Origin of the sequence: Xanthobacter sp., from assembly GCF_041911315.1 — a bacterium.
GTDB classification, from domain to species: Bacteria; Pseudomonadota; Alphaproteobacteria; order Rhizobiales; family Xanthobacteraceae; genus Xanthobacter; species Xanthobacter aminoxidans.
The window spans coordinates 43,807-65,384 of sequence record NZ_JAYRPE010000047.1 but is presented as its reverse complement, the minus strand read 5'-3'; the positions used below and the strand labels follow the sequence as shown (position 1 = coordinate 65,384).

Sequence of the window (21,578 nt, the reverse complement as noted above, 5' to 3'; positions counted from 1 at the left end):
CGTGAGCGGACGGTATTTTGGAACTGGAATGATGTCAATTTGGGCCGGCGCAACTCCGCGTGTTTGAACGAAAATCGCCTTCTTGTCGCATGTTGCGATGCGGCACGTCGGCGGTTGCCAGTTGCCTCTAGTGACGCAACGGAAGGCGGTTTTGCGGCGCGGCCTGATTGTGCGCTGCCGAAGCATGGCCGACATCACGGAAAGGAGCGTTGACCGCGCTTGCAACCCTGACGCAGAGTGCCCGCGTGAAGGTCGGTTTGGCTCCCGCGGGTCGGGGCGCACACTCTATCCAACCGGATACAACATATCCTGGGCCGCAGCGTCGCTGGCGGGGCCGCGGGAGCATATCCGCGCGTCTAGGGACGGTCGGGTCTCTGCCTGTGCGCGACGTGCCGGGCGCGCTCGCGTTCGCCCTCCTGCTCGCGGCTGGACCCGTCCTCGCCTCGCCCGTCCCTGCGGTGGAGGCGGAGCGCGCTGCGCCTGGCCTTCTCGCGACCGTCGAAGGCCACCCGCTCGCCCCCGCGCTCTCGCTCGGCGCCCTCGACGGCGCGCCGGTGGCTCTCGCCGCGGGCGATCCTCCGACCATCGTCCATTTCTTCGCCACCTGGTGCGCGCCCTGCCGCACCGAGCTTCCGGCCCTCACCGATTTCGCCCGCTCAAGCGGCGTGCGGGTGCTGCTGGTGGATGTGGCCGAGCCCGCCGACCGCATCCGCCGCTTCTTCGCCGAGGGGACGGCGGGCGCCGCGCCCGGACCGGTTCTCCTCGACCAGAACCGCGCGGCGGCGCGGGGGTGGGGCGTCAGCCTGCTGCCGGCGAGCTTCGTGGTGATCTCGGGCCGTCTCGTTCTCGCCCGCGAGGGTGAGGTGGACTGGGCCGATCCTGAAACCCGCGCCGCGATCCGCGTCGCGGCGCCGCCCCCGCAAAAAAACCAACCAAAAGAAGCCCAGGGAGAACAGACCCGATGACCACCCGTCGCGACTTTCTGAAAGCCGGCGCCCTCGCTGGCGCCTCCGCCGGTGCCGCCGCGCTGCTGCCTCGCGCCGCCTTTGCGCAGGCCGCCGCGCAGACGGCCCCCGCGGCGCGCGTGTTCGCGCCCACCGTGGGCAACTGGCGCAGCTTCCAGATCACCACCACGGTCGAGATCCTGAAGCCTGCCGGCACCGTGCAGGCCTGGCTGCCGGTGGCCTCCTTCAGCAATCCGGACTGGTTCAAGCCCGGCGAGAACACCTGGACCACCAACGCCAAGACCGCGAAGATGGTGCGCGACGCCCGCTCCGGCGCCGACATGCTGCACCTCGCCTGGGCCGAGGGCGAGCCCGCGCCCAAGGTGGAGCTGGTCAGCCGCGCCACCAGCCGCGATTTCGCCGTGGACCTGACCAAGCCCGGCAAGCCCGCCCCGCTCACCGCCGAGGAGCGCCGCCGCAACACCGCGGCCACCGACCTCATCCCCACGGACGGCATCGTGAAGGCGACCTCCGACAAGATCGTCGCCGGCAAGGCGTCCGAGCTGGAGAAGGTCCACGCCATCTTCGAGTGGATCGTCGAGAACACCTATCGCAATGCCGCCACCCGCGGCTGCGGCATCGGCGATATCGCGGCGCTGCTGAAGAGCGGCGATCTCGGCGGCAAGTGCGCCGATCTCAACGCCTTGTTCGTCGGCCTCGTGCGGGCGCAGGGCATTGCGGCGCGCGATGTCTACGGCCTGCGCGTGGTGCCCTCGCGCTTCGGCTACAAGAGCCTCGGCGCCAATTCCGAGATCGTCACCAAGGCGCAGCACTGCCGGGCCGAGGTGTTCCTCTCCGAATTCGGCTGGACCCCCATGGACCCCGCCGACGTGCGCAAGGTGGTGCTGGAGGAGCCCCCGGGCAAGCTCGCGCTCGATGACCCCAAGGTGGTCGCCGCGCGCAAGGCGCTGTTCGGTTCGTGGGAGGGCAACTGGTTCGCCTACAACACGGCGCACGACGTGGCGCTGCCCGGCTTCGACGGGCCGCACCTCGGCTTCCTGATGTATCCGCAGGCGGTCAGCGCCGGCAGCCTGCTCGACTGCCTCGATCCGGACAATTTCAAATATACCATTCGCGCCGCTGAAATCGCGGTGTGATCCAGACGCCGGTCAGGGCGTGATCCTCGCCGTGGTGGCGCTCAGCGTCGCCCGGCGAGGACATTCTTTCCAAACATGTCCCTGCGCGGCGTGATCGGCCGCGCGGCCGCTCCCTTCATGGAACCCGCGCCATGCTCGATGTGCCCAACCCGCCCGTCCGCCTCACCAGCCTCGCCCATGGCGGCGGCTGCGGCTGCAAGCTCGCGCCCTCGGTGCTGCAGGAGCTGCTGGCGGGGCAGGCGAGCGGCGGCCCGTTCGAGCGGCTGCTGGTGGGCACCGAGACGGGGGACGACGCGGCCGCCTACGATCTCGACGGCGAGACCGCCATCATCGCCACCACGGACTTCTTCATGCCCATGGTGGACGACCCCGACCATTTCGGCCGCATCGCCGCGACCAATGCCATCTCGGATGTCTACGCCATGGGTGGCGAGCCGCTGATGGCCCTCGCCATCCTCGGCATGCCGCTGGGCAAGATCGACACCGCCACCGTGCGCGCCATCCTCGCCGGCGGGCAGGCCATCTGCGCCGAGGCGGGCATTCCGGTGGCGGGCGGCCATTCCATCGATTGCCCGGAGCCGGTCTACGGCCTCGCCGTCATCGGCCGGGCGCCCAAGGCGCGGCTGCGCCGCAATTCCACGGCGCGGGCGGGGGATGCGCTCATCCTCACCAAGGCGCTGGGCGTCGGCGTCTATTCCGCAGCCTTCAAGAAGGAGGCGCTCTCCGCCGCCGCCTATGACGAGATGATCGCCTCCGTGACCAAGCTGAACCGCGTGGGCGCGGCGCTGGGCAAGGAGACGGCGGTGAGCGCCATCACCGACGTGACCGGCTTCGGCATTCTCGGCCATGGGCTGGAGATGGCGCGCGGCTCGGGCGCGACGCTGGTCATCGAGCGCGCTGCGCTGCCCTGGCTTTCGGACGCGGAAAAGCTGGTGCAGCAGGGCTTCGTCACCGGCGCCTCGCACCGCAACTGGGCCAGCTACGGCGCCGAGGTGGATCTGCCCGAAGGCACGCCCGACTGGCAGCGCCACCTCTTCACCGATCCCCAGACCTCCGGCGGACTGCTGGTGGCCTGCGCGCCCGAGGAGGCCGACCGCCTGCTGGCTGACATCCGCGCGGCGGGCTATCCGGCGGCGGTACGCATCGGCCGCGTGGAGGCCGGGCCGGGGCGGGTGCGCATCGCCGGCTGAGGCGACAGGCGGGGGCGCTGGCGGGACGCCGGCGCAGGAATCAAGGAACCATGCGGCGTGGCAGGTCGTTCTCCCGGCGAAAGGAGAACGGACATGCCCTTCACCGACGCCTTGAACATCTATTCGACGGCGCCCCGGCGCCCGTCTCCCGTGGTGCTGCCCTCGCCCAACGTGGCCCGCATCTGCGCAACCGCCATCGTCGGCGGCCTCATGTTTCTTCTCGCGTCCGGCGTGCCTGCGCCGGCCTCCGCCCAGACCACAACGCCGCCGGCCCAGACCGGCGCCTGCGAGGAGCCGCCCCACACCGCCGCGACGCCCCCCGCGCGCGGTGCCGATTCCGGCACCAAGCCGGGCAGCGAGGGGTCCACCGGCTGGACCGGCGGCACCGGCGGCTCCCACACTGGCCTCACGCCTCAAGCGGGCACGCCGGCCTCGCCCACCCGCCAGCCGGACACGGTCTCGGGCGTCAATCCGAAGCCGGAGACGCAGGGCAAGTGCTAGGGGGCGCGCGTGCTGCGCGTCCAGCGGATGACGCCGAGGTCGTAGCCGAGCTGGTGGCGCACCACGGCCGCGTCCGCGTCTGACGCATCTCCGGTGCGTGCCTCCACCCGCCGGACGAGTTCTTCCGCCGGTACGTCGAGCCAGAGGCCGGCGAACGGCACGCCGGCCTCCCGAGCGACGCTTTCGATGGCGTCGCGCTCCTCGGGCCGGGCATGCACGGCATCCACGATCACCGTGTAGTCGCTGGCGAGGACGCGGCGCGCCAGTGCCCGCAGCCGCTCATAGACGCGCGGGCTCACCTCGGCCGCATAGGCTGCCGGGGGCAGCTTTTCCGTTTCCGCCACGTGGAAGAGGCGCTTGCGCTCGATATCCGAGCGCAGCACGACCGCGCCGGGCGCCCGCGCTCCGAGGCCGGGGGCCATCTTGGCCGCCCACGTGCTCTTGCCGCTGCCGGATAGCCCGCCCACCGCCCAGAGGGTGGGCCCGGAGGGGTTGGCCGTCTCCACAGTCCCATCGCCGAACCGGACCGGTCCGGGCTGCGGGGTGCCGAGGAGGGCGATGGTCTGCCGGAAGAAATGCGCGACCCGCGCCTCCGCCTGAGCCCGCTGTTCCCCGTCCAGATGCGCCAGCCCCGCCGCCTCCACCTTCGCCCGTATGCCGGCGCGCAGGCTGAGGAAGAGGGGAAGCGCCGCGAGCCCGTCGAGCTGCGCGTCGTCGCTCGCCCAGAGATAGCGGTTGAAGATCGCGTTGGCGGCGTCGCGCAGGCCCCTCTGCCACAGGTCCATGATCAGGAAGGCGAGGTCGTAGAGGACATCGCAGGTGGCGATCTCGTCGTTGAACTCGATGGCGTCGAACAGCACCGGCCTTCCATCGAGGAGCACGATGTTGCGCAGGTGCATGTCGCCATGGCAGCGGCGGACGAACCCGGCCTGCGAACGCGCCGCCAGCAACGGACGCACGCGCGCCAGCGCCGCGCGCGAGACTTCGGCGAGCCGCGCCACGTCTTCCGCCGGGAACAGGTCCGGGCGGGCGGCAAATTCGGCGATGGTGTCTTCGAGATAGGTGGAGAGCGCGCCGGCGCTGTCGAAGCCCCGGCGCTCGGGCGCGGCGGCGTGGGCGTTGACCGCCATGGCCGCGACGGCCTTGACCAGCTCAGGCGTGAGGTCGCCGCGTTCGGCGATGCGATCGAGGGTGAGATCGGTGTCGAAGCGGCGCATCTTCACCGCATACTCCACCGCCTCACCATCGCCGCCGAGCGCGAGGCCATGGGGCGTGCGCACGATGGGGACCACGCCGAGATAGAGGCCGGGGGCGCCCGCGCCCGATATCTCCACCTCGGCGGCGCAGGCGGCGCGGCGCTTCTCCAGCGTGGAGAAATCCATGAAGGGGAAATAGACCGCGCGCTTCACCTTGTAGGCAAACGGCCCCGCGAGGAAGACGGCGGCGCCGTGGGTGTCGATGCGGACGACCTTCTCCGCAATGCCGTGGGTCGCGGGATCGGCGAGGAGGGCGAAGACGGCGCCCTGATCGGCGACCACATGGTCGCCGGCGGTCTTTTGGGGCGGTTGCGCAGGTGCTGTCATGGGGGCCTCGCCACGCGCGCAGTCCCGAACCGGAGGGGTCGGTCCTTATACACCCCGGCCGGCAATTGCTCATGCCCTCGGGCTGTCATCCCCCGGCCCATCCGTGGATCGCCCGGACGAGCCGGGCGATGACGACGGTTTGGTGTTTCTCCCACGAGAGGAGAAGACACCCCTACGGCGTGATGGCCACCTTGAGGACGCCGTCGCGCTGGTTGGCGAAGAGGTCGTAGGCGGCCTCGATCTCGTCCAGCTTGAAGCGGTGGGTGACGAGGGCGCGGGCGTCCACGCGGCCGGAGGCGACCACGTCCATCAGCCGGCGCATGCGCTCCTTCCCGCCCGGGCAGAGCGAGGTGATGATGGCATTGTCGCCGAGGCCCGCCGCGAAGGCATCGAGCGGGATCTTCAGGTCGCCCGAATAGACGCCGAGGGAGGAAAGCGTGCCGCCGGGGCGAAGCACCCGGAGTGCCGCCTCGAACGTCTCCTGCCGGCCGAGCGCCTCGATGGCCACGTCCACGCCGCGCCCGTCGGTGAGGCGCAGGATTTCCTCCACCGGATCGACCTTGGAGAAGTCCACCACGAGGTCGGCGCCCATGGCGCGGGACATTTCCAGCCGCGCGGCGACGCGATCCACCGCGATGATGCGCGTCGCGCCCATGAGCTTGGCGCCCGCCGTCGCGCACAGGCCGATGGGGCCCTGCGCGAACACGGCCACCGTGTCGCCGATCTTCACCTTGCCGCTCTCGGCACCGGCAAAGCCCGTGGACATGATGTCCGGGCACATCAGGACCTGTTCGTCGGAGAGCGCCTCCGGCACCGCGGACAGATTGGTCATGGCGTCGGGCACCACGAGATATTCCGCCTGCGCGCCGTCGATGGTGTTGCCGAAGCGCCAGCCGCCCATGGCCTTGAAGCCGTGCTTCGTGCGCGGGCCGTCCTGCGAGCACTGGCCGCACAGGCAGGCGTTGGAATAGCCCGAGGGGGTAATGGCACCGGCGATGACGCGCTGGCCTTCCTCGAAGCCCTCCACGGCAGAGCCGAGCTTCTCGATGATGCCCACCGGCTCGTGGCCGATGGTGAGGCCCTTCGCCACCGGATACTCACCCTTCAGGATGTGCACGTCGGTGCCGCAGATGGTGGTGGTGGTGATGCGGATGAGGGCGTCGAGGGGGCCGACATCGGGGATGGGCTTTTCATCCAGCACGATGCGGTTCTTCTCGACGAAGATGGCCGCCTTCATCTTCGAGCGGCCGGGGCGCTGGCGTTCCACATAGGCGGCGGGGGAGAGCATATCCGTCATGGCGTTCCTGCCTTTCCGTCGGGCCGCGTGCACGGCTGCCTTGCGGTACTTTGATATTGGTCCGGTGGCGGCGGGGCATTGATGCCCGTCAACGCGGGCGCCACGGCTTCGGCACCGCAGGTTGAGAGTGTAGACTGGAAGAAGCGGCCCTTTTCGGGCCGGCCGATCATTTCAGCCGGGGATTTTCATGACCGAAGTCAGCGAGGCGGCGCAGATCGCGCCTCAAGCCATTGCACGCTGGACAGGGTTGCCCGAGGACGCGCCGCTGCGCATCTCCCTCACGCGGGCCGATCTCGACAATCTGCTGCTCGGCCTGCGCACGCTCGCCATCGGCCAGAGCGAGCTGGCGGCGGCGCTGGCGGCGCATATCAACCAGGACCCCGGCGAATGCCACGAGGCGGTGCTGCGGGCGGGAGACCTCTCCCGCGCCGCCTTCGGCCGCATCAACGGCTTCGCCGGCGCCATCATGGCCGGCGCCGTGCCGGAGGGGTGAGGCCGTGCGGCCCAAGCCCGCGCGGCGTCTGAGTGTGCCAGCTTAAACTTCAGGCCAGAGCGCGCTCGCCCTGAACCGCTGCGCCGGTGCGGGCCTTCTCCACCAGATGGCCGGCGAGGCGGTGGGCCAGCGCCATGATGGTCAGAGTCAGGTGCTTGTCCGGCAGCACGGGAATGACGCCGCCGTCGCAGACATAGACGTTGTCCAGGTCATGCAGCTTCAGGTCCGCATCCACCACGCCCTTGTCCGGATCGGCGGTGGTGGCGGTGGTGCCGGCATAGTGGATGCCGGTGCCGGTGTTGTCGCGCGAGGGATAGATGGAGGTCGCCCCGGCATGGCGCAGCACCTGGCGGCCCCAGCCGTTCATGGCCTCCATCATGGCTTCCGCGCGCGGGGTGGCGGAGAAGTCCACGGCCACGTGGCGCACGCCGAAGCGGTCGCGGGTCGTGCCCGGCCGCACCCGGTTGGCGGGGGTGGGCTCGCCGGCGCAGAACAGGCCGAGCGTCACGTAGGAATGGAACATGAAGCGGGCGAGCCGCTCCTTCATGAAGGGCGGGAAGCGCTTCATGCCGGCGAGATAGTGCGGGATATCGGGCACGCCGTGGATGGCGTGGCCGATGAAGGGGAATTCCTCCCCGTCCGGCAGCCAGCCGCGCGACATGAGGATGAGCAGGTCGCCATAGCCGATGTCGAAGTCGCGGCCCTTGCCCCACAGCTTCCACAGCGAGGTGGAGAGCACGGCCTTGGGATTGTCCTGCAGCCGCAGGCCGAGCTGGCCGGCGGCGTTGCCCATGCCTTCGGGCGCGGCTTCGTCGGCGGAATTGAACAGGATGCGCGGGCTCTCGAGGGCGCCCGCCGCGAGCACCACGGCATCGGCGGTGAGCACGCGGGCCTCGCCGGTGGCCATGTCGCGATATTCGACGCCCATCACCCGCTTCGTGCCCGGCTCGCGCAGCAGCCGCACCACCTTGGCGCCCTGGCGCAGCTCGTAATTGGGCAGGTTCTCGATCTCGGGCAGCAGCCGGGCGGTGAATTTGTAGACCGCGCCGGTGGGGCAGCCGGAGGTGCAGATGCCGGTGGAGACGCAGGCGTTGGGGCTGTCCGGCCGGGTGTCGATGGCCTTGCGGTTGGGGATGGCGTGCGAATAGGGCTCGTCCATCGCGTTCACCGCGTCGACGATCATCATGTCGGCGGGGCGCAGGGGCTTGGGCGGCACATAGATGCCGTCCGGCAACTCCTCCAGATGCTCCTCGGTGCCGCAGACGATGATGCGCCGCTCCACCGCCTCGTAATGGGGGGCGAGGTCGGAATAGGAGATGGGCCAGTCGCGGAAATCGCGCGCAGAGAAGCGCACGCTCACGCCGTTCCAGAGGTTCTGGAGGCCGTTGACGGCGAGGATCTGGTAGTGGTGGAAGTTATTGTCGGGCCAGCCCGTGGAGCCGTCCGCGCCCTTCTCGAACAGGGGGTGGACGAACAGGCTGTCGTGCGGCTCGGCCGGCCACACCGTGTTGGCGCGGATGCCGAAATCGAGCTGGGTGCCCGGCGGGTCCACGCGCTTGAAATGGTCGTCGGCGAGGCGTCCGCCCTGCTCCAGCGAGACCACGTTGAGGCCCGCCTTCGCCAGTTCGTAGGCCAGCATGCCGCCGCCGGCCCCGGTGCCGACGACGATCACGTCGCAATGGGTTGCCTCAGTCACGCGCGCCTCCCGAAGCCGTCCCGGCCAGCGGCCGCTCGCCGACCAGCGGCCATTCTCCCACCGAGCCCAGGAAGCTGGGCGAGGCGAAATGCACGTATTCGAAGAAGGTGCCCACCGCCTCCGCATCCTCGGCGAGGTGCTCGCGATGCACCGCGCCTTCGGGGAAGCCGGAGCGTTCGGCGATGCGCCGGAAGGCGGCGTTGAGCTGGGTGTTCAGCGCCGCGATGCGGGCAAGGTCCGCCACCATCGGCTCCAGTGCCGCATGGTAGGGGCCGAGCGGCAGGAGGGCGACGACCAGCGCCTCGAAATCGAGGTGGGCGTCGGGAGGGGTCTCGCTCATGGGGTCTCCTCAGGCCGCGTGCAGGCGGCCGAGCTCGCGCAGGGGACGGCCGCTTCTGAGGTGGCGCTCGATCTCTTCCAGGCTCACGCCGTTGGTTTCCGGCACCAGCCACTGGGTGAAGGCGAGGCCGGCGACGCACACCACGGCATAGAGGCCGAACACGCCGGCAAGGCCGAACTCCGCCACCAGCACCGGGAAGCTGAACACCACGATGAAGTTGAAGCCCCAGTTCACCAGCGAGGCGATGCTCATGCCCAGCGCCCGGCAATCCAGCGGGAACACCTCGGACATCATCACCCACGGCAGCGGGCCGATGGCGATGGCGAAGGAGGCGATGTAGAGCACGAGGCCGGCGAGGGCGAGCACGCCCAAAGACGGGCTGCCGGTGGCGGCGGCGATGGCGATGGCGCCCAGCGACACCGCGGTGCCGGCGAAGCCGATGAGCAGCAGCAGGCGCCGGCCGAGCCGGTCGATGAGCATCATGCCCACCACCGTCATCAGCACGTTCACCACGCCGATGCCGGCGGTGGCGAGGATCTGGGTGGTGGTGGAGCTGAAGCCCGACAGCTCGAACACGGTGGGCGCGTAATAGATCACCGCGTTGATGCCGGAGAGCTGCTGCAACAGGAACAGGCCCATGGCGACGATGAGCGCCGGGCGCACGCGGGGCGAGAGCAGGTCCGCGAAGGTGGCCTTGCGGCCCTCGTCGGCGGCCGCCGCGGCGCGGATCTCCTCATATTCGGCGGCGACGGCGGGGTCGTTTTCCGGCTTCTCGCGCATGCGGGCCAACGCCGCCTTCGCCTCGGCGCTGCGGCCGCGCATGGCGAGCCACCGGGGCGTGTCGGACAGAGCGAAGATGCCGCCGAACAGCAGCACCGCCGGCACCGCGCCCATGGCGAACATCCAGCGCCAGTTCTCGTCGAAGGCGTAGCCCACCACATAGGCGCCGAGGATGCCGAGGGTGATGGCGAGCTGGTATATGGACACCAGCATGCCGCGCTCCTTGGCCGGAGCGCTCTCGGAGATGTAGAGCGGGGCCATCATGGCGGCGACGCCCACCGCGAGGCCGATGACGAGGCGCGCGAGGGTGAGGGTGATGAGGCCGCCGGCCAGCGCGCTCAAGAGCGCACCGCCGATGAACAGGATGGCGGACCACAACAGCAGCTTGCGGCGCCCGGCGGCAGCGGCGAGCCGCCCGCCGACGATGGCGCCGATGAAGGCGCCGAAGGGCACCGCCGCCGTCATCATGCCTTCCGCGACGGGATCGATGCCGAGGTCCCTGCGCAGCGGTGCCAGCGCCCCGGCGATGACGCCCTCGTCGAAGCCGAACAGCGCCCCGGCGAGGCCGGCGATGGCGGCGATCAAATAGATCATGGCGCTTCCCTTCGCGCTTGTCCGCCCGCCGGACAGCCCGGCGGCGCGACCTCTTGTCTTGCTGAAGCTCGATGTGTGCGGGCCTCAGGCCAGCACTACGCGCGCCACCTTGCGGACGGCGGCGATGATGTCGTCCTCATCCTTGGTGGTCAGGGTCGAAGCGATGGTGAGCAGCGCGCCGCGGGCGTGCAGGTTGTCGCAATGGGGCAGGGCGCCGGCGGCGTAGCTGTAGCTCTCGCCGAAGGCGTTGGACGGGTGGGTCCAGGGGAAGCCGTCGCGGCTGTCCGAGCGCTTGTGCACGAGGCTCGGGATGTTGGAATACCAGTGCATCCCCCACTCGCGCATGGCGAGGCAGGCGAGCGAGCCGGCCGGACCGGCGATGCCTTCCGCGCGCAGTGCGTCGACGAAGCGGCGGGCGGTGGCCTCGTCCTTTAGCGTCATCAGCAGGAACGGTCCGGTGTCGCCGGAGGGGTCGGGCACGGTGCGGAAGCCGAGGCCGGGGATGTCGGAGATCGCATTGCGGATCCGCCACTTGGACGCGCGCATGGCCCCGGTGATCTGCGGCAGCTTGCGCATCTGGGCGAGGCACATGGCGCCCGTCAGCTCGGACATGCGGGCGCCGACGCCCCAGAGCTGGCAGCTCTCATCCGAGGTGTCGAGCCGGCCCTTCTCGTTGCGGGGATAGCCGAGATCGTGCAGCGCGACGATGCGGCGGAACAGGTCGTCCCGCTCCGTCACCACCATGCCGCCGTCGCCGGAGGTCATGTTTTTGTTGAGCTGGAACGAGAAGATGCCGATGTCGCCGAAGGTGCCCACGGCCTTGCCGTTCTGGCTGGAGCCGGCGGTCTGGGCGCAGTCCTCGATCAAAGCGATGCCCCGCTCGCGGCAGATGCGGGCGACGTCGGCGACGCGGCCGGGCGCGCCGCTCATGTGCACCATCAGCGCGGCGCGGGTGTTGGGGCCGATCTTGCGCGCCACGTCCGCCGGATCGAGGGTGAAGCAGTCGTCCACGTCCACGAGCTTCGGGATGGCGCCGGCGCGCACCACGGCGGCCACGCAGCTCACCCAGAGATAGCCGGGCACCAGCACCTCGTCGCCGGGGCCGATGTCGAGGGCCGACATGGCGATGGTCAAAGCGGCGGTGCCGGAGGAGACGCCCAGCGCGTGCTTGTGGCCGAAGGCGGCGCACCATTCCTTCTCCAGCGTGTCCACCATGTGCTGGAGGTCGGGGCCGTAGAAGCGGAAGGGGCTGCGGGCGCGCACCACGCGCGAGACCAGTTCCAGCTCTTCCTCGCCGATCCAGTGGGCGCCGGGCAGCTCCCACGGCAGGGGCGCGGTGCGGACCGGTTCGCCGCCCTCGATGGCCAAGCGGTTGGCGTGTTCGTGTGTCGCCGCGGAAACGGTCACGGGGTACCCTCCCTGACGGCAGCTCCGGCGAGATGCCGGGCCTATCGCCGCTCGATTTTTTGTACTTATGCTCTACTGTAGGTCGCGCTTACAAGTCCCGCAGGCCTCTCCATCTCGCGCACGTTATCCGCGCGCTACCCCCATACCCGTCGGATCGCATGGCAACCTTGTTCCTCACGGCGGGCCTCGTGCTCCTCAACGGCATGCTGTTCGGCTTCAGCACGGCCTCCATCGCCGGCGTGGTCGGGACCATTTCCGAGGCGTTCGCCCTTTCCACCCGGGCCACCGAGATGATGGTGACATCGCTGCTGGCCGGCTGCTTCGTCGGCGCGGTGCTCGCCGCCCCCATCTCCCAGCGCATCGGCCGGCGCCCCTCCTGCCTGCTCGCCGCGACCCTGGCCTTCGCCGGCTACGCGCTGGTGCCGCTGGGACAGGCGATGTCGCCCGGCGTGGGGATGCTGGTGGCGGCGCGCATACTCATCGGCCTCGGGGTCGGCCTCTCCTCCATGGTGGTCCCCATGTATGCGGCGGAGGTGACGCCGGCGCGCCATCGCGGCGCGGTGGTGTCCCTGTTCCAGCTCGCCGTCACCATCGGCATCCTGCTCGGCTATGCGGTGCCCCTCGCGCTCACCGGCCACGCCACGTGGGACCAGATGCTGGGCGGCGGCGCCCTGATCGCTCTGGCCTGCGCGGGTGCCGTGCTGCTGCTGCCGGAAAGCCCGCGCTGGCTCCTTTCCCGCGGCCGGATGGCGGAGGGCGAGGCGGCCGCGCGGCGGCTGGGCCTTGCCGGCGAGATATCCATGGGCGAGGGCGAGAGCGCGCCGGCCGGCAACTGGCGCGCCGTGCTGGGCCGGGGCAGCACCCGGGCGGTGCTCATCCTGTGCAGCGTGCTGTTCGTGCTGCAGAACTTCTCCGGCATCGACGGCATCCTCTATTACGCCCCGCACATCTTCACCGAACTCGGCTTCCCGGCCGGCGTCGCCGCGCTTGCCGCCACCTTCGGCCTCGGCCTCGTCAACGTGCTGGCGACCATGGCCGCCATGATGCTGGTGGACCGTCTCGGCCGCCGCCCGCTGCTGATCGCCGGCTCGGCGGCCATGGCGGTGAGCCTCGCCGTGGTGATCGGCGCGGCGCTGGCCGACTGGCCCTATGTGGCGCTGGCGGGCCTGTGCGCCTACATCGTCGCCTTCGCCCTGAGCCTCGGCCCGCTGCCCTACGTGCTCATGTCCGAGCTGTTCCCCTCGGCCATCCGCGAGCGGGGCATCGCCGCCGCCTCTGCGACGAGCTGGCTGTTCAACGCCATCGTGGCGGCGAGCTTCCTCTCGGTGGTGGAGGGCATCGGCCTTGCCGCCACCATCGGCATCTTCCTCGTGGTGTGCGTCGCCTCGCTCTTCATCTCCCTCGCCTATGTGCCGGAAACCCGACAGAAGGAACTGGAGGACATCGAGGCGGACGTGCTCGCCGGCAAGGCCCTGCGGCACCTCGGCGCCTGACCGTTTGAGCCTCGCCCGGAATGGGCTAGAGGAGGGGCGGAGCAAGGCCGCGCAGGGGGAGCCAGATGCCAGCGACGTACGAGGTTTCGGGGCTGCTGTCCTTCACCATCGCCATCCTCGTCTATTTCCTCGGCGCCGGCCTCAACGAGATCATCGCCCCGCTCAAGCGCTGGAACATTCCGGAGGCCGTCACCGGCGGCATCCTCGCGGCGCTCGCCACGCTCTTCGCCTACAAGGTGGTGGGCCTCGCGGTGAGCTTCGACCTCGACGCCCGCGACCTGCTGCTGCTCTATTTCTTCACCGGCATCGGCCTCAATGCCCGCGTCTCCGACCTTTCCACCGGCGGCAAGCCGCTGGTGATCCTGCTGCTGCTGACGGTCACTTATCTGGTGCTCCAGAACGTCGTGGCCGTCGGCGGGGCGGCGGTGCTCGGCCTGCCTTATGGTGTGGGGCCGCTTCTGGGTTCGGTGTCGCTGGTGGGCGGCCATGGCACTACCATCGCCTGGGCGCCGCTGATCTCGCAAAGGTTCGATCTCCCCAACGCGCTGGAAATCGGCATCGCCAGCGCCACCCTCGGCCTCGTCATCGCCAGCCTCGTGGGTGGCCCGGTGGCGGGCCTGCTCATCGCCCGCTTCAACCTGCGCGGCACCGGCGACGACGCCCCCATGGTGGGCCTGCCGGATACCCCGGCCGAGCCGGAGGGCGGTTCGGTGAACTACAAGAACATCCTCGTCACCATCCTCGCGCTCAACCTCGTCATCATCATCGGCTATGCGCTGGAAGGCGTGGTGGAGAAGACCGGCCTCAAGCTGCCCATGTTCGTGGTGTGCATGCTGGTGGCCATCGTCATCACCAACGTCCTGCCGAAGCTCGCGCCACGCCTGCCGTGGCCGGCCCGCACCCCGGCGCTGGCGCTGGTCTCGGACCTGTCGCTGAAGATCTTCCTCGCCATGTCGCTGATGAGCATGCAGCTCTGGACGCTGGGCGGCCTCGGCCCGGCGCTGGCGACCGTGCTCGGATTGCAGACGCTGGTGGCGGTGGCCTACATCCTGTTCGTGGTGTTCCCCGCCATGGGCCGGAACTATCAGGCGGCGGTGCTGGCGGCGGGCTTCACCGGCATCAGTCTCGGCGCCACCCCCACCGCCATCGCCAACATGACCGCCGTGACCCGCACCCACGGCCCGGCGCCCATCGCCTTCATCATCCTGCCGCTGGTCTCCGCCTTCTTCATCGACATCGCCAACGCGCTGGCGATCGGCTTCATGCTGAGGTGAGGGGGCGGCCCCATCGCCGACGGGACGGTGTGCCGCAGGTGCCCCCGGCCAAGAGGGGGACAGGACCTACCGTTGCGAGCGGCAAGTGTTCGTTCGACTATTCGCGCATGAGCGGTGGCTGGGTCTACATCCTCACGAACAGGCCGAATGGCACGCTGTATGTCGGCGTGACAAGCGATCTGGTGCGACGGACCTTCGAGCATCGTGAGGGTGACGGCGAGGGCTTCACAAAGCGTCACGGCCTCACGCGCCTCGTCTACTTTGAGCGATACGACGACATCGCGCTCGCGATCCAGCGCGAGAAGACGATGAAGCACTGGTCGCGGGCCTGGAAAGTTGGCCTCATTCTTGAGACGAACCCGGAATGGCGCGATCTCTACGACGAGATCGCGACCTGATCTGCTGCGACTCCTGCCGCGTCATGCCCGGGCTTGTCCCGGGCATCCACGTCGGGCCGCCGGGACGGTGTCCCCGAGCTGTTCCCAGCCACACCACGTGGATGGCCGGGACAAGCCCGGCCATGACGGCGGTGTGGGGCCGGAGGGGGCGTCACTCTTCGACGTCGTCGCCCTGCTCGTCATGCCCGGTCGGCCTCGGACGACGATAGTCAAAGTCCACCATCGAGACATTCCAATGTCTCCGGCCCCCATTGTCTTCATCAAAATCTTGATGCCATGATGTTCATGCGATGCATTTGCATCGTCGATGACTGTTTTAGAGGTGGCCGGAGTCTCGCATCATTCGCGAAGTCTGCGGCGCATTGTTTTGAATCATTCCATAAAGAGACGAGGACATGATCGTTAACGTGATCTTCGGCTCCGACGGCGGAGCCACCAAGGGCGTTGCGTCCCGGATTTCCAAGAAGTGCCAGGGCCGCGCGGTGGACATCAAGACGGCGAGCCCGGCCGATTTCGAGAATTGCGAACTGCTCATCCTCGGCTCGCCCACCTATGGCGACGGCACGCTCCAGACCGACTGGGAGGAGCATATCGACAAGCTCCGCGGCGCCCGGCTGAAGGGCAAGAAGGTGGCCCTGTTCGGCACCGGCGACCAGGAGAGCTATCCCGGCTCCTTCGTGGACGCCATGGGCATCCTCTATGACGAGGTGACGGCGCTGGAGGCGGTGGTGGTCGGCTTCACCGACACCAAGGGCTACGACTATCTCAATTCCACCGCCGAGCGCGACGGCAGGTTCGTCGGCCTCGCCCTCGATCAGGACACCCAGTCCGGTCTCACCGACAAGCGAGTGACCGCATGGCTCAGCACCATTCTCTAGAAGTTGCGTGCGATCCGCCGCACGAGGCTGAGGCCGGCTGGCCGCCCGCGCCGGTGCGCCTTGCGGTGCCGGAGGAGGCAGGCGCCATGCAGCGCCTGTTTCACCATCATCTCTACGAGCTGGGGCGGGGCGTGCGGCCGCTGTTCCTGATGACGCTGGCGACCCGGGAGCTGCCGCCGCTTCTGGCGCGGCTGGAGCGGGCGGGCATCGACCATTTCGTCCAGCAGGTGAGCCCGGCCAAGGCCAACCTCTTCTTCGGCCGCGACGCGTTCGTCGCGGTGGCGCGGGCGTTTGTCACCCGGCCGCTCAACGCCCTGACGGCGGAAGAGGACTTCATGCTGGGGACCCTGCTCGGCTACGACCGCGAGCAGCAATGCCGCCGCTACCTCACCCGCTCCGGTCGCGGGCTCGACCGGCCGGCGCTGGCGGCGGAATAGGTCTCTCGTCTTGTGTCATCGCCCGGCCAAGCCACGGGACAACGAGGGCTAAAGGTGATCGCGTTCAAGCCGGCGAAGGCCGCGCGCTCCCCTCAGACCGCGCCCTCGGCATGGCGGGTCGCCAGCGGCAGGGACGCGGTGGCGAGGAAGGAGCGGTAGCGCCGCCGGGCATCCATGGCGGTGCCGTTGTCGGAGATGGCCGCTTCCTGCAACTCCGCCAGTGCCCAGGGGGTGGGCTCCACCGGCACGGCGACGATGGCCGGCGCGGCGCGGGTGGTGATCTCGATCACGTCGTGGGGGGTGAGGGCCTGGAGGGCATGGGCGGCAAGCTGGCGCTGGTAGGCCCGCCGCTCGGGGGACAGCTCGTCCCACGGCTCCAGCAGCGGATAACGCTGCTGCGAATAGGCGTGCATCGCCCGCGCCATCCGCTCCACCATGTCCGTCGAGACCATGCCCGCCCCTCGATGCCCTGACCCTTTGGGTGTGACGGTATCAAGGTGCGCAACCCGGGCGCGTCCCCGTCCTTCCGTCACCGGGAGGATGACCCGGCGGTTCTTTCCCGGAGGTTGCCGCCGGTCCGGCTGACACCGCGCATTCGACTCATGGTGAACACCCCCTTAACGTCACCGATACCCCTCCCGGCAACCTCGGGTGACACCCGGTTCGAATTGTGATTCCGGGCGGTGTCCAATTCGCCGCAAACGGCCTATAGGATGGCCGAAATCGTCAAGGGAGCCGAAGAGATGTCCGTGAAGCTGAGCGACCTGAAGGTGAAGCTGTTCACCGACGGCGCCGACAAGGCGCAGATCGTGGAAATGGCGAAGCAGCCCCACATCGCCGGCTTCACCACCAACCCCTCTCTGCTCCGCAAGGCCGGCGTAACCGATTATGAATCCTACGCCCGTGACCTCGTGGCGGCGGTGCCGGACCGGCATATCTCGTTCGAGGTCTTCTCCGACGACATCCCCGAAATCCGCGCCCAGGCCCGCGTCATCGCCACCTGGGGCGAGCATGTGCATGTGAAGCTCCCGGTCTCCACGACCCGCGGCGAAACCTTGTACGAGCTGGTCCGCGACCTCGTTCAGGACGGCGTGAAGGTGAACCTCACCGCCATCTTCGACGTGCCCCAGGTGGACGAGGGCGTGAAGGCCCTGGCCGGCGGAGCGCCTTCCATCATCTCGGTTTTCGCCGGCCGGCTGGCCGACCTCGGCATCGACTACAAGCCGGCGATTTCCCGCGCCGTCGAGCTGTCCCGCGCCACCCCGAACGTCGAGGTCATCTGGGCGTCCACGCGCGAGGTGTGGAACGTGATCGAGGCGGACGAGATGGGCTGCCACATCATCACCGCCCCCGCCGACGTGCTGAAGAAGCTGCCCGCGCTGGGTTCGCGCACCGCCGCCGAGCTGTCCCTGGACGCCGTGAAGGCCTTCCGCGCCGACGCCCTCGCCGCCGGCCTGACCCTCGATCTCAAGGGCCGCGCCGCCGCCGAGTGAGTTTCACCCCCGCCTGATTACGAACAGGGCACGCCGCGGCATTGCGCAGCAGCGTCGCGCTGTTACACTGGCCGCAAGGCGCAGCCGGCCGCGGACCTTCGCGGCTGGCCTGAGCGCACGGGACCGCCTTGCGGCGAGGGACAGGACATGAGGGACGAGACGCACGGGCCCGCCGGGGGTCCGGAGCAGTCTTGCCGTAGCGGAAACGTTGCCGAGGCAACGGATTCTCCGTTGCGTGCGGGGACGGGTGATGGTCCGAAGGACCAGCCTCCTGCCGCCCGCCCTTGCGCCACTTCCGCTCCGTCTCAGGATCGGCGGACCGAATCGCGGGCGCCGAGCCCGCACGGCATCTATGCCGCCATAGACCTCGGCACGAACAATTGCCGCCTCCTGATCGCCCGCCCGACGGCCCGAAGCTTCCGCGTGGTGGATGCCTTTTCGCGCATCGTCCGCCTCGGCGAGGGGCTTGGCGCCTCCGGCCGGCTGTGCGACGGCGCCATGGAGCGGGCGCTGGGCGCGCTTGAAATCTGCGCCACCAAGATGGATCTGCGCGGCGTCACCCGCGCCCGAATGGTGGCGACCGAAGCCTGCCGGTCCGCCGTCAACGGCGAGGATTTCTGCTCCCAGGTGGAAGCGCGCACCGGGCTGACGCTGGAGGTGGTGGACCGCCGCACCGAGGCGGGTCTAGCAGCTACCGGCTGTGCGCCGCTGGTGGACCCCTCCTGCGAGGGGGCCGTGTTGTTCGACATCGGCGGCGGGTCCACGGAAGTGGTCTGGCTCGGCCGCCGCTCGGCCGGCGATGACGGCCCGCCGCGCGCCCGCATCCGCTCCTGGGTGTCGCTGCCGGTGGGCGTCGTCTCCCTGTCGGAGCGCCATGGCGGCGTGAAGGTGTCGCCGGACGTCTTCCACACCATGGTGGACGAGGTGTGCGCCATGCTCGATGGCGTGCGACAGAGCTGGGGTGTGCGCGCTCCCGCCCGGCTGCATCTTCTCGGCACCTCGGGCACGGTGACGACGGTCGCCGGCATCCATCTCGGCCTCGATCGCTACGACCGCGCCCGTGTCGACGGGGCCTGGCTCGGTGCCAGCCACATCGAGCAGGTGGTGGAGCGGCTGATGACCATGAGCTTCGAGGAGCGGGTCGCCAATCCCTGCATCGGCGCCCAGCGCGCGGATCTCGTGCTCGCCGGCTGCGCCATCATGGAGGCGGTGCGCCGTATTTTTCCCGCCGACCGGCTCCGGGTGGCCGATCGAGGGCTGAGGGAGGGAATGCTGGTGCAGATGATGCGGGCGGACGGCGTGTGGCGGAACGGCCGCTCGGCTGACGGATTCCACGCGAACGGGCCGAACGGAAGCCGCCCAGCGTGACTACCCCACCCCGCGGGCCGGACGGCCGGCCGTTGAAGGTGCGCGTCAAGACCTCGCGCGGCCGCACCACGTCCCAGCAGAAATGGCTTCAGCGCCAGCTGAACGACCCTTATGTGGCCCGCGCCAAGCGCGAGGGTTGGCGTTCGCGCGCCGCGTTCAAGCTGATCGAGATAGACGAGAAGGTGAAGCTCCTGAAGCGGGGCATGCGCATCGTCGATCTCGGCGCCGCGCCGGGCGGCTGGAGCCAGGTGGCGGCGCAGAAGATCGGCCTGGAGCAGGGGCAGGGCAAGATCGTCGCCATCGACTTGCTGGAAATGGACGCCATTCCCGGCGTCGCCTTCGCCCAGATGGACTTCCTCGCCCCCGAGGCCCCGCAGCGGCTGATGGAGATGCTCGGCGGGCAGGCGGACTTCGTGATGTCCGATATGGCGGCCAACGCCACGGGCCACAAGAAGACCGACCATTTGCGGATCGTCGGACTCGTGGAACTGGCGGCGGACTTCGCCCGTCAGGTGCTCGCGCCCGGCGGGGCCTTCCTCGCCAAGGTGATCCAGGGCGGAACCGAGGGCACGCTGCTCGCCAACCTCAAGCGGGATTTCGCGCTGGTGCGCCACATCAAGCCCGCTGCCAGCCGCGCCGATTCTGCGGAACTGTATGTCCTCGCCACCGGCTTCCGGGGAAAAGCCGACGCCGGGGCGGAAGAAGGCGACGAGGCGGAGAGTTAGTCTGGCGGCACTTCGCTGCGCGGGTCGTCCAGGTCCGGCTTGCGGGCGGTGAGTGAGGCGCCCGCATCCTTCGGCAGGGGAATGAAGAAGAAGATGCTGAGCGCGCTTACCGCCGCCACCACGAGGAAGGCAGCGGAGAAGTCGCCCTGCGTCACCGCCACCTCGCCACGGGACGCCCGCATGGTTTCCAGCACAAGTCCCGCTACGGCGACGCCGAAGGAGAGCGACACCTGCTGCGCCACGCTGGCGAACGAGGTGGCCCGGCTCATCTCGTCCGGCTCGACATCGGCATAGCTCAGCGCGTTCAGCGCGGTGAACTGCAGCGAGCGCAGGAAGCCCCCCACCAGCAGCAGCGACGCGATGAGCCAGTGCGGCGTCAGCGGCGTGAAGGCGGCATTGATCGCGATGAAGCCGCTGCACAGGAACACGTTGGCGAGGAGAACCCGTTTGTAGCCGATCCGCCGCAGCAGTTTGGCGGCGGTGAACTTCATGGCCATCGCCCCGGCCGAGGCGGTGAAGGTGAGCAGGCCCGAGGCAAAGGGCGAAAGGCCGAATGAGAGCTGCAGCATTAGCGGCAGCAGGAAGGGCATGGCACCGATGCCCACGCGGAACAGGGAGCCGCCCACCACGCCGGCGCGGAAGGTGCCGTGGCGCAGCAGCTTCAAATCCAGCACGGCGTGTGGTGTGACCCGCGCATGGCGGACATAGAGAAACAGGAAGAACGCCCCCGTGGCGCCGATGGTGAGCGCCGCCCATTGCGGCACCAGCACCTCCTGCCCCAGCACGGCGAAGCCGAAGACGAGGCCAGCGAGACCGACGCCCGACAGGATCAGGCCCTTGAGATCGAGCGGCGGTACATCCTCTTCGCGCACGTTCTCGATGAAGCGGGTGGCGAGGAACACGCCCAGCACGCCGATCGGCACATTGATGAAGAAGATGAGGCGCCAGTCGAAATAGGTGGTGATGAAGCCGCCCAGCGGTGGGCCGAAGACTGGGCCCAGCAGGGCGGGAATGGTGAGCCAGGCGAGGGAAGAGACCAACTCGGACTTGGGCACCGAGCGCAGGATGACGAGCCGCCCCACCGGCACCATCATGGCTCCGCCCATGCCCTGGATGATGCGGTAGAGCACGAAGTCCGCCAGCGACGACGAGAGCCCGCACAGGATCGAGCCGATGGTGAATATGACGATCGCGGAGCGGAAGACCGTACGCGCGCCGTAGCGGTCGGCGGCCCAGCCGCTGGCCGGGATGAAGACGGCCAGCGAGAGCAGGTATGAGGTCAGTGCCAGTTTCAGCGCCACCGGGTCCTCGCCGAGGTCGGCGGCGATGGCAGGCAGGGAGGTGGCGATGACGGTCGAGTCCACCTGCTCCATGAAGAGCGCGCAGGCGACGATGAGTGGGATCAGGATCTGAGGCGGGAGCGCCTTGAGCTGCATCGGCTTACCCTTGGGCCGGCCCGTTCGGGCTCCGGCGTTTCCCCTTCCCCGCAATAGGCGGAGGAGACGCCCTGATCAACCAGCGTTCGGCGCA

General features: G+C 69.3%; 21 protein-coding genes. 13 read left to right on the top strand and 8 right to left on the bottom strand.

Annotation, left to right across the window (positions count from 1 at the left end):
• Positions 1-380: 380 nt before the first annotated feature.
• From ACE3QW_RS14525 to ACE3QW_RS14510, 4 genes are all read left to right on the top strand, one after another.
• Entirely contained in the window at positions 381-965 is a 585-nt protein-coding gene (locus ACE3QW_RS14525) for a TlpA family protein disulfide reductase (RefSeq protein WP_374252071.1), read from the top strand.
• The gene (locus tag ACE3QW_RS14520; RefSeq protein ID WP_374252069.1) at positions 962-2,101 is read left to right on the top strand and encodes a transglutaminase-like domain-containing protein; all 1,140 of its coding nucleotides are present in this window, start codon (positions 962-964) and stop codon (positions 2,099-2,101) included. Before ACE3QW_RS14525 ends, ACE3QW_RS14520 begins: the two co-directional genes overlap by 4 nt.
• A 131-nt stretch (positions 2,102-2,232) precedes the next feature.
• Positions 2,233-3,291, top strand: a complete 1,059-nt coding sequence (selD, locus tag ACE3QW_RS14515; RefSeq protein ID WP_374252067.1) for a selenide, water dikinase SelD — start codon at positions 2,233-2,235, stop codon at positions 3,289-3,291.
• A gap of 93 nt (positions 3,292-3,384) precedes the next feature.
• Complete coding sequence (locus tag ACE3QW_RS14510) at positions 3,385-3,792, top strand: hypothetical protein (protein WP_374252065.1); 408 nt, start codon at positions 3,385-3,387, stop codon at positions 3,790-3,792.
• Here the strand turns inward: ACE3QW_RS14510 and ACE3QW_RS14505 are convergent.
• The gene (locus ACE3QW_RS14505) at positions 3,789-5,375 is read right to left on the bottom strand and encodes an AAA family ATPase (protein ID WP_374252063.1); all 1,587 of its coding nucleotides are present in this window, start codon (positions 5,373-5,375) and stop codon (positions 3,789-3,791) included. The genes ACE3QW_RS14510 and ACE3QW_RS14505 overlap by 4 nt on opposite strands.
• Positions 5,376-5,547: 172 nt before the next feature.
• The gene (locus ACE3QW_RS14500) at positions 5,548-6,663 is read right to left on the bottom strand and encodes an NAD(P)-dependent alcohol dehydrogenase (RefSeq protein ID WP_374252084.1); all 1,116 of its coding nucleotides are present in this window, start codon (positions 6,661-6,663) and stop codon (positions 5,548-5,550) included.
• A gap of 196 nt (positions 6,664-6,859) precedes the next feature.
• On the opposite strand from ACE3QW_RS14500, the gene ACE3QW_RS14495 reads away from it, so the two are divergent.
• Positions 6,860-7,165 carry a hypothetical protein gene (locus ACE3QW_RS14495; RefSeq protein ID WP_374252061.1) on the top strand — a complete coding sequence of 102 codons (306 nt, stop codon included), beginning with the start codon at positions 6,860-6,862 and terminating at the stop codon, positions 7,163-7,165.
• A 49-nt stretch (positions 7,166-7,214) separates the two neighbouring features.
• On the opposite strand, the gene ACE3QW_RS14490 is transcribed toward ACE3QW_RS14495, so the two are convergent.
• The 4 genes from ACE3QW_RS14490 to ACE3QW_RS14475 are packed head-to-tail and all read right to left on the bottom strand — an operon-like array spanning position 7,215 to position 11,982.
• The gene (locus tag ACE3QW_RS14490) at positions 7,215-8,861 is read right to left on the bottom strand and encodes a GMC oxidoreductase (protein ID WP_374252059.1); all 1,647 of its coding nucleotides are present in this window, start codon (positions 8,859-8,861) and stop codon (positions 7,215-7,217) included.
• Positions 8,854-9,201 carry a hypothetical protein gene (locus ACE3QW_RS14485; RefSeq protein ID WP_374252057.1) on the bottom strand — a complete coding sequence of 116 codons (348 nt, stop codon included), beginning with the start codon at positions 9,199-9,201 and terminating at the stop codon, positions 8,854-8,856. Before ACE3QW_RS14485 ends, ACE3QW_RS14490 begins: the two co-directional genes overlap by 8 nt.
• A 9-nt stretch (positions 9,202-9,210) precedes the next feature.
• Complete coding sequence (locus ACE3QW_RS14480; protein ID WP_374252082.1) at positions 9,211-10,611, bottom strand: sugar porter family MFS transporter; 1,401 nt, start codon at positions 10,609-10,611, stop codon at positions 9,211-9,213.
• A 48-nt stretch (positions 10,612-10,659) separates the two neighbouring features.
• The gene (locus ACE3QW_RS14475; protein WP_029557157.1) at positions 10,660-11,982 is read right to left on the bottom strand and encodes a DegT/DnrJ/EryC1/StrS aminotransferase family protein; all 1,323 of its coding nucleotides are present in this window, start codon (positions 11,980-11,982) and stop codon (positions 10,660-10,662) included.
• A 158-nt stretch (positions 11,983-12,140) separates the two neighbouring features.
• Here ACE3QW_RS14475 and ACE3QW_RS14470 point away from each other — a divergent pair, with 158 nt between their 5' ends.
• The 5 genes from ACE3QW_RS14470 (at position 12,141) to ACE3QW_RS14450 (ending at position 16,462) form a co-directional block, all read left to right on the top strand.
• Positions 12,141-13,475 carry a sugar porter family MFS transporter gene (locus tag ACE3QW_RS14470; RefSeq protein ID WP_374252055.1) on the top strand — a complete coding sequence of 445 codons (1,335 nt, stop codon included), beginning with the start codon at positions 12,141-12,143 and terminating at the stop codon, positions 13,473-13,475.
• Between the two features lie 65 nt (positions 13,476-13,540).
• The gene (gltS, locus tag ACE3QW_RS14465; RefSeq protein ID WP_374252053.1) at positions 13,541-14,749 is read left to right on the top strand and encodes a sodium/glutamate symporter; all 1,209 of its coding nucleotides are present in this window, start codon (positions 13,541-13,543) and stop codon (positions 14,747-14,749) included.
• Positions 14,750-14,856: 107 nt separating this feature from the next.
• On the top strand, positions 14,857-15,147 hold the full coding sequence (locus ACE3QW_RS14460) for a GIY-YIG nuclease family protein (protein ID WP_374252080.1): 291 nt from the start codon (positions 14,857-14,859) through the stop codon (positions 15,145-15,147).
• 395 nt (positions 15,148-15,542) lie between these two features.
• On the top strand, positions 15,543-16,025 hold the full coding sequence (gene fldA, locus ACE3QW_RS14455; protein ID WP_029557161.1) for a flavodoxin FldA: 483 nt from the start codon (positions 15,543-15,545) through the stop codon (positions 16,023-16,025).
• Positions 16,004-16,462 carry a DUF2023 family protein gene (locus tag ACE3QW_RS14450; RefSeq protein ID WP_374252052.1) on the top strand — a complete coding sequence of 153 codons (459 nt, stop codon included), beginning with the start codon at positions 16,004-16,006 and terminating at the stop codon, positions 16,460-16,462. Before fldA ends, ACE3QW_RS14450 begins: the two co-directional genes overlap by 22 nt.
• Positions 16,463-16,554: 92 nt before the next feature.
• Here ACE3QW_RS14450 and ACE3QW_RS14445 read toward each other — a convergent pair whose 3' ends face one another.
• Positions 16,555-16,914: a hypothetical protein gene (locus ACE3QW_RS14445; RefSeq protein ID WP_374252050.1), complete on the bottom strand. Its 360-nt coding sequence runs from the start codon at positions 16,912-16,914 to the stop codon at positions 16,555-16,557.
• 291 nt (positions 16,915-17,205) lie between these two features.
• Between ACE3QW_RS14445 and ACE3QW_RS14440 the strand changes: the two genes are divergently transcribed.
• The 3 genes from ACE3QW_RS14440 to ACE3QW_RS14430 all read left to right on the top strand — a co-directional run bounded on the left by ACE3QW_RS14440 (position 17,206) and on the right by ACE3QW_RS14430 (position 20,048).
• Positions 17,206-17,955 carry a transaldolase family protein gene (locus ACE3QW_RS14440; protein WP_038193115.1) on the top strand — a complete coding sequence of 250 codons (750 nt, stop codon included), beginning with the start codon at positions 17,206-17,208 and terminating at the stop codon, positions 17,953-17,955.
• 147 nt (positions 17,956-18,102) lie between these two features.
• Complete coding sequence (locus ACE3QW_RS14435; RefSeq protein WP_374252049.1) at positions 18,103-19,323, top strand: Ppx/GppA phosphatase family protein; 1,221 nt, start codon at positions 18,103-18,105, stop codon at positions 19,321-19,323.
• Complete coding sequence (locus ACE3QW_RS14430) at positions 19,320-20,048, top strand: RlmE family RNA methyltransferase (protein WP_374252047.1); 729 nt, start codon at positions 19,320-19,322, stop codon at positions 20,046-20,048. Before ACE3QW_RS14435 ends, ACE3QW_RS14430 begins: the two co-directional genes overlap by 4 nt.
• On the opposite strand, the gene ACE3QW_RS14425 is transcribed toward ACE3QW_RS14430, so the two are convergent.
• On the bottom strand, positions 20,045-21,484 hold the full coding sequence (locus tag ACE3QW_RS14425; protein ID WP_374252045.1) for an MFS transporter: 1,440 nt from the start codon (positions 21,482-21,484) through the stop codon (positions 20,045-20,047). The two genes, ACE3QW_RS14430 and ACE3QW_RS14425, sit on opposite strands and share 4 nt — an antisense overlap.
• Positions 21,485-21,578: the final 94 nt, after the last annotated feature.

What these genes read in the sequence shown, in the direction of transcription:
- ACE3QW_RS14435 (WP_374252049.1), top strand. Translation starts at nt 18,103, where the DNA reads ATGAGGGACGAGACGCACGGGCCCGCCGGGGGTCCGGAGCAGTCTTGC.
- ACE3QW_RS14505 (WP_374252063.1), bottom strand. Translation starts at nt 5,375, where the DNA reads ATGACAGCACCTGCGCAACCGCCCCAAAAGACCGCCGGCGACCATGTG.
- ACE3QW_RS14440 (WP_038193115.1), top strand. Translation starts at nt 17,206, where the DNA reads ATGTCCGTGAAGCTGAGCGACCTGAAGGTGAAGCTGTTCACCGACGGC.
- fldA (WP_029557161.1), top strand. Translation starts at nt 15,543, where the DNA reads ATGATCGTTAACGTGATCTTCGGCTCCGACGGCGGAGCCACCAAGGGC.
- ACE3QW_RS14450 (WP_374252052.1), top strand. Translation starts at nt 16,004, where the DNA reads ATGGCTCAGCACCATTCTCTAGAAGTTGCGTGCGATCCGCCGCACGAG.
- selD (WP_374252067.1), top strand. Translation starts at nt 2,233, where the DNA reads ATGCTCGATGTGCCCAACCCGCCCGTCCGCCTCACCAGCCTCGCCCAT.
- ACE3QW_RS14495 (WP_374252061.1), top strand. Translation starts at nt 6,860, where the DNA reads ATGACCGAAGTCAGCGAGGCGGCGCAGATCGCGCCTCAAGCCATTGCA.
- ACE3QW_RS14460 (WP_374252080.1), top strand. Translation starts at nt 14,857, where the DNA reads ATGAGCGGTGGCTGGGTCTACATCCTCACGAACAGGCCGAATGGCACG.
- ACE3QW_RS14500 (WP_374252084.1), bottom strand. Translation starts at nt 6,663, where the DNA reads ATGCTCTCCCCCGCCGCCTATGTGGAACGCCAGCGCCCCGGCCGCTCG.
- ACE3QW_RS14520 (WP_374252069.1), top strand. Translation starts at nt 962, where the DNA reads ATGACCACCCGTCGCGACTTTCTGAAAGCCGGCGCCCTCGCTGGCGCC.
- ACE3QW_RS14510 (WP_374252065.1), top strand. Translation starts at nt 3,385, where the DNA reads ATGCCCTTCACCGACGCCTTGAACATCTATTCGACGGCGCCCCGGCGC.
- ACE3QW_RS14445 (WP_374252050.1), bottom strand. Translation starts at nt 16,914, where the DNA reads ATGGTCTCGACGGACATGGTGGAGCGGATGGCGCGGGCGATGCACGCC.
- ACE3QW_RS14425 (WP_374252045.1), bottom strand. Translation starts at nt 21,484, where the DNA reads ATGCAGCTCAAGGCGCTCCCGCCTCAGATCCTGATCCCACTCATCGTC.
- gltS (WP_374252053.1), top strand. Translation starts at nt 13,541, where the DNA reads ATGCCAGCGACGTACGAGGTTTCGGGGCTGCTGTCCTTCACCATCGCC.
- ACE3QW_RS14485 (WP_374252057.1), bottom strand. Translation starts at nt 9,201, where the DNA reads ATGAGCGAGACCCCTCCCGACGCCCACCTCGATTTCGAGGCGCTGGTC.
- ACE3QW_RS14470 (WP_374252055.1), top strand. Translation starts at nt 12,141, where the DNA reads ATGGCAACCTTGTTCCTCACGGCGGGCCTCGTGCTCCTCAACGGCATG.